Here is a 6,770-nt window from a genome sequence, read left to right on the forward strand (position 1 = left end):
AATACTGCTATTAAAGCAACTCCTACATCTGCAAATATTGCTTCCCACATAGTAGCTACTCCACCTGCACTTAGTATTAATACTATGGCCTTAACCCCTAATACAAATACAATATTTTGCCATACTATTTTATTTGTCTTTCTTGCTATTTCTATTGCTTTAGCAATTTTACTTGGCTCATCAGTCATTAAAACTACATCGGCTGCCTCTATTGCTGCATCTGACCCTAATGCTCCCATTGCTATACCAACATCAGCTCTTGCAAGTACTGGAGCATCATTTATACCATCTCCAACAAATGCAACTTTTTCTTTTGATAATTTATTTTTAAATATTTCTTCTAATCTATCAACTTTTTCATTAGGTAATAAGTTTGAATAAACTTTATCTATTCCTAGCTCCTTAGCAATTTTATTTGCTACATTTTCATTGTCTCCTGTTAACATTACAACTTCTTTAACGCCACTTAGTTTTAAGTTTCTTATAGCTTCTCTACTATCTTCTTTTATTTCATCAGATATTACTATATATCCTCTATAAGCTCCATTAACTGCTATATAAACTACTGTTCCTATATCATCAGTTTTGAAATATAATATATTTTCACTGCTCATTAACTTATCATTACCAGCTAATATGTGTAAATCATTATATTTTACTTTTATACCATGTGCTGCTATTTCTTCAAAGTATGTTATTTTTTCTAAGTCTATACTTTCTTTATAGTAATTTACTATAGATTTTGCTATTGGATGGTTTGAATTTACTTCTGCATATGCAGCATATTCTATTAACTCTTTTTCACTTATTCCAACAGGCGATACTTTTGTTACTTTAAATACACCTTTTGTAAGTGTACCAGTTTTATCAAATACTACTGTATCTACATTTTTAAGTGCTTCTAAATAGTTACTTCCCTTTATTAATATCCCATGTTTAGATGAGTTACCAATTCCACTAAAGAATGATAATGGTATTGATAAAACTAAAGCACAAGGACAAGAAACAACTAAAAATACTAGTCCTCTATAAAACCAATCTAAAAATTCAGCATTAGGTACTACTAGTGGTGGTATAAATGCTATTGCCATAGCAGAAAATAATACAAATGGTGTATAGTATTTTGCAAACTTACTTATAAAGTTTTCTGTTTTAGATTTTTTGCTACTTGCATTTTCAACTAAATCAAGTATTTTTGAAACTGTTGATTCTCCAAATTCTTTAGTTACTTCAATTGTTAATAGTGCATTTTTATTTATAAATCCTGATAATGCAGACTCTCCTACACCTATTTCTCTAAGAACTGATTCTCCTGTAAGTGCTGATGTATCAACCATTGAAAAACCATCTACTACTACTCCATCTAAAGGTATTTTTTCACCTGGCTTTACAACTATTATATCTCCAATACTTACTTCTTCTGGAGAAACTACTTTTATTTCTGATCCAACTTTTAAGTTAGCAGAATCTGGTCTTATTTGCATAAGTGAAGTTATTGATTTTCTAGATTTTCCTACTGCTATACTTTGTAAATATTCACCTATTTTATAAAAAAGCATAACTCCTACTGCTTCTGGTACTTCTCCTATTATAACAGCTCCTACTGTTGCTATAGACATTAAGAAGTTTTCATCAAATACTCTACCTTTTGATGCATTTTTTAAGGCTTTTAATAATACATCATAACCTACTATTAAATAAACTATTAAAAATAGTATATTAACAAACTTACTTTCAAATCCAGTTGCAGTTTGGAAAATTCCAAAGATATACATTATACTACCTATAATTAATTTTATTAAATCACGTTTGTTTGAAGGTTCAACTTCTTCAATAGCTTCTACTTTGTTTTCTTTCTTTGTATCTAAAAAATTAACTTTTATATCAAGTCCTGGTTCTGTATCATTTATTATATCTATAATTTCTTCTATAACTAATTTTTCATCTACGTTTTTAGCTACTTCAACGGTAAGCTTTTTACTTATAAAATTTAAGTTAGACTGTACTACATTGTCTAATTTCGATACTTTATTTCCTATTTCTTCTGAACAATGAGCACAATTTAACCCACCTAATGTGATTTCAACTTTTTTATTATTTGTGTTTTCATTTCCCAATACTTTTATATCAAGTCCTGGTTCTGTATCATTTATTATATCTATAACTTCTGATACAACATCATCTTTATCTATTTCTAAATCACAAGCTATTTCTATAGTCAGTTTTTTATTTATGAAGTTTAAGTTACAATATTCTATTTCTTCTAATTTAGATACCTTGTCATTAATTACTTCTGCACAATGAGCACAGTCTAAGCCTCCTAGTATTATCTCTTTTTTACTTATACTACACGCTCCCACAAACTCATCTCCTATCTTTTATATCTTTCTTCTATATGTTCAAGCCCACAACTAAATATTTGACTTATATGGCAATCATCTAGAGAGTAAAATACAATTTTTCCTTCTTTTCTAAATTTTACTAATCTAGCTTGTTTTAAAACTCTAAGCTGATGTGATATTGACGAATGAGTCATATCTAATAGATCTGCTATATCACATACACACATCTCTTGTGCTGATAGTGCGTATAATATTCTTACTCTTGTTGTGTCTCCAAATACTTTAAATAGTTCCGCTAATTCATATAACATTTCTGTATCTGGCATTTTAGCTCTTACAGAATCAACTATCTCTTCATGTAATTCATTACTGCAACATACTTCTATATCTTTCATAAGTTCCTCCTATATAAATATATGAATATTTATATATATGAATAATTGTTCATATATTATTTATACTCATATATTACAACTTTTGTTACAACATTGCAACTCTTTTTAAATATATTTTTTCACAAAAAAGAGGCTTATCCATTTTGATATAGCCTCTTTTGTACATAATAGATTAATATAAAAATAATTAATTTTAGAAATATAAATCACTCTTTTAAATTATTTGTTAAACCATTCATTTGGTGATTGGTTAAAATAGTGTGGTAAAAACTCTAATATACTATAGTCTTGTATATCATTAACTTTAAGTGGTTCATTAGATAGGTAGATTTCTACTTTTTCAATAGACTCTGCTTTCATAATAAATACTCCACCACTTATATCAGATTTAAGTCCAGACATTAATATTAACCCATTATCCATTGCTTTTTGAGAATAAGCCATATGTTCTTTCATTATACTATCGTTCATTTTATCTTGATTTTTTATCTTGCCTTGAACAATAAAATATCTCATCCTTACTTTCTCCTTCAGCTACGCTTAATATTAACTTATTTAATATTATAAATACCAGTTATAACATTTATTAAACAATGATTTAATAAATGTTATAACTTTATATGTATTAATATTTTATTAAGTCATTATATATTAATCACTTATCTTTATTTCACTATCAATTAATTGAAGATTGTATTGGCGTATTAGCTCTATTAAATCTTTTGCATATCGTTTTTGTCCACTGTTATCTTCTGCTGTACTATAACCTGCATTTTGTAAAGCATATGCTTGTTCTATATATGTCTTTGCTTCAAATACCCCATATTTTTTATATCTTTGATTATCTACTAAAAATTTTGCATGGTCTTTTATAGATTGATTTTTATTACTATATACTCTAAATTTATCTTCTATTTTTGTATCATAAAACTCAAATGTTTCTAATGTAACATACTCACCTTTCCAACTTGAATCTGCTTTAATTCCAAATAGATTATTATATATTTGAGCTAAATCTGATTCTCCCCAGCTCGATTCTAAAATTGCTTGAGCTATTGTTATTGATGGTAATATTTTATATTCTTTATAATTTTTAATGGCTTCATCTTTTATTTCTTCTATAAATTTAGTGTATTTACTATCTTCTTTTAATCTATAAGGGGTTAATCCAAAGTATTTTAATTGGTCTATATAATCATTTACTCTTTCTTTTTCTTTGTCAGTAAAATTTAATTTATTTAATACATTATCTAAACTATTTAACTTATAACCATTATCTGATTTTTCTATAAATAAATTAGCTGTATTCTTTATTTTATCATCTGATATATTCTTTATTTTATTTTTATTTTCCACTGCTATAATTGAAACTACATATTTCCAATTTACCTGTACTTTATTTTCACTTACTTCATCAACAAGTGTTATATACTTACTTACATCTATTCTATTTTTATCTATATGTTTTAAAGAGTGATATCCAATTATTAAGTACAGTGATATAAATAGGGTTATAGCGCTGATTATAAAGGTTTTAATTTTCATATTCTGCCTTCCTCCTATGATGTTTGCTATAATTCTATTATACATGGTATTTGCTTCAAAAATGTTACAAAATAGTCATTATATTTACTATATAGGTACATCTAAGTTATTATAATTAACCCTTACGTCGTGAATTTATACTTATGGTTAAAATAAAAGAGACTGACCTCTATTTTGAGGCAGTCCCTTTCACTTATACACTAATCGTTTCAGCTTTTTCCTTTAAAGAAATTCTAGATACCAAGATACATACTATTAAGCAACATATTCCACTTAATATAAATGGTAATTTATTTCCTATATCAAATATAAATCCAGAAGCTAAAGATCCTACAATCATACCGATAGCCTTGTAAGACCCTTGTATTCCCATTATTTCTCCATAATTATCCTTAGCAAGTTTTGATACTATACTTTGTTGTATTGGAGTAACTAAAGCACTACTTCCAACAAATATCATTATAAACATAAAGCTAAGCATTATGTTATTAAATAATGAAGCTACTAACATACTTACACCTGATACTACACAAGCAACTACTAATGTATATTTTTCATTAAACTTTTTACTTAAATAAGGGTTTATCCATAAATTCATTATTAATGCTATAAACCCTGCAACAGCCATAACTATACCATTTACCATTGTTGGCATATTAAGAACTGACTCTAAGTAATAATTTATTGTAGAATTATATGAAGTTGTTGCTATAGTTACTAAAGTCATAACTATCATCATTGTACTTAGTATCGGATTTAATTTAGTAGTTTTATTTCCTTTTCTAAGATGCTTTGTATAAACTTCTATCTTACCTTGTTTTTTCTCTACAGTTTCATCTACTATAAAGTATATAATCCCTGCAACTACTAAACATAATATAAACTGAGTTAAAAATGCAACTTTATATCCATATCCGCCACAAAATCCACCTATTAAAGCTCCTGCAGAACTAGCTATAGATGTTGTAGCTGTATGATATGACATATACTTTGTTCTTTCTTCTTTTGAAGATATGTCACTTACATACGCTATACATGTAGTTATAAATGCTACTGACATAGCACCACCTGCTATTCTAAATAAAAGTATTAAAGGTGTACTTTCTATAAATCCAAACCCTAGTTGGCTAAGACCATAACCAATTACACCTATAACTAAAAATCTTTTTCTCCCTTTTTGGTCAGACATTGAACCCCATATAGGAGACATTACAAAGTGAGCTATTGACATTGTTGAATATAATACACCAAACATATATGTTGGCATACTTAGTGCATTTATAAGCGATGGTGTTACTGGATGTGCCATATTAAATGTTGCCATTGTTATAAAGTTTATAAACAATATCTTTTTCATTTTATTTTTGTCCATAAATTCTCCTTAGTTGTTTTATTTTTTCGCTTTTAGTATTATACCATAATAATTAATACATAAACTTTATGAAATTATTTTTATCCACTTGTAAAAAGACTATATATTAACATAAAATACAACCTAACTAAAAATTGTTACATAGTTATTAATTTTACTTTAATGTATTAAATAATTTTATAATAAAAAGCCTTAAATCATTAAAAACTAAATGATTGCAAGGCTTTATCTTATTTATATAAATTTTAACTATAATCTTTATTTAAAGTATTTTTCCATACTACATTGATATTATAAATTAGGTAATTCATCATAGCTTGTTATAATTTTGTTTACTATACCATAATCAACTGCTTCTTCTGCATTTAACCAATAGTTTCTATCTGTATCTTTTTCAACCTTCTCTAGTGGCTGACCTGTAGCATTACTTATTATATTATTAATTCTTTTACGAACTCTTACTATTTCTTTTGCCTCTATATTTATATCTGTCGCTTGACCTTGGCATCCACCTAATGGTTGATGTATCATGTATCTAGTATTTGGCAATGAATATCTATCTTCTTTATCAGCAGCAAGATATATAGTTATTCCTGCACTTGCAACCCATCCAGTACCTATTATAATAACACGAGGTTTTATAAATTTAATCATATCATGTATAGTATCTCCTGCTTCTACATGACCACCTTGACTATTGATAAATAGTTTTATTGGTTCATCTCCCATTTCTTGTCTTTTGAATTTTGTTGTTTTTCCCCTTGATTGTTCATATGATACCCCCATTTAATTCTTGTTTTGAGTCTAATAACTACTTACTAATAAGTATAGCACAATTATTTTTAGTCTACGTTTGTATTTTTATTTATTTTGTAAAATGCTATATTATATAGTTATGCGATAAATTTGAAATAAAAATAGCTATATCTCTTGTGCGATATATTTAATTTCTTTCTATTAATTGGTTTATAATATATATGTTCTAATAATAATTCTACATTATAAAATGCGTTGTATTATCTATGGTACTTTTAGAAAATACAACTTAGTAGTTTTAATTAATGAAGTATTTTAATTAAAACTTATATATAATCAAAAATTTAAACTTATCATTGG

General features: G+C 26.9%; 6 protein-coding genes. All 6 read right to left on the reverse strand.

Going from position 1 to position 6,770, the window contains the following annotated elements; all coding sequences use genetic code 11:
• Positions 1-2,360: heavy metal translocating P-type ATPase (locus tag Q5F54_RS09030; protein ID WP_302334278.1), on the reverse strand; the 2,360-nt coding region annotated here is incomplete at its 3' end.
• Between the two features lie 11 nt (positions 2,361-2,371).
• Positions 2,372-2,737 (reverse strand): helix-turn-helix transcriptional regulator, encoded by a 366-nt coding sequence (locus Q5F54_RS09035; RefSeq protein ID WP_281537563.1) that lies wholly within the window; start codon positions 2,735-2,737, stop codon positions 2,372-2,374.
• A gap of 219 nt (positions 2,738-2,956) precedes the next feature.
• Entirely contained in the window at positions 2,957-3,253 is a 297-nt protein-coding gene (locus Q5F54_RS09040; protein ID WP_281537564.1) for a YciI family protein, read from the reverse strand.
• 135 nt (positions 3,254-3,388) lie between these two features.
• Positions 3,389-4,282 (reverse strand): glycoside hydrolase family 73 protein, encoded by an 894-nt coding sequence (locus Q5F54_RS09045; RefSeq protein WP_277233237.1) that lies wholly within the window; start codon positions 4,280-4,282, stop codon positions 3,389-3,391.
• A gap of 193 nt (positions 4,283-4,475) precedes the next feature.
• Entirely contained in the window at positions 4,476-5,654 is a 1,179-nt protein-coding gene (locus tag Q5F54_RS09050) for an MFS transporter (protein ID WP_281537565.1), read from the reverse strand.
• A gap of 291 nt (positions 5,655-5,945) precedes the next feature.
• Positions 5,946-6,440 (reverse strand): ATP-dependent Clp protease proteolytic subunit, encoded by a 495-nt coding sequence (locus Q5F54_RS09055; RefSeq protein WP_288523865.1) that lies wholly within the window; start codon positions 6,438-6,440, stop codon positions 5,946-5,948.
• Between the last annotated feature and the right edge of the window lie 330 nt (positions 6,441-6,770).

This window comes from uncultured Romboutsia sp., assembly GCF_958366745.1.
GTDB classification, from domain to species: Bacteria; Bacillota; Clostridia; order Peptostreptococcales; family Peptostreptococcaceae; genus Romboutsia; species Romboutsia timonensis.

Excerpts from the sequence above, each read along its gene's own strand:
- Q5F54_RS09045 (WP_277233237.1), bottom strand. The coding sequence starts at position 4,282 with ATGAAAATTAAAACCTTTATAATCAGCGCTATAACCCTATTTATATCA.
- Q5F54_RS09055 (WP_288523865.1), bottom strand. The coding sequence starts at position 6,440 with ATGGGGGTATCATATGAACAATCAAGGGGAAAAACAACAAAATTCAAA.
- Q5F54_RS09040 (WP_281537564.1), bottom strand. The coding sequence starts at position 3,253 with ATGAGATATTTTATTGTTCAAGGCAAGATAAAAAATCAAGATAAAATG.
- Q5F54_RS09050 (WP_281537565.1), bottom strand. The coding sequence starts at position 5,654 with ATGGACAAAAATAAAATGAAAAAGATATTGTTTATAAACTTTATAACA.
- Q5F54_RS09035 (WP_281537563.1), bottom strand. The coding sequence starts at position 2,737 with ATGAAAGATATAGAAGTATGTTGCAGTAATGAATTACATGAAGAGATA.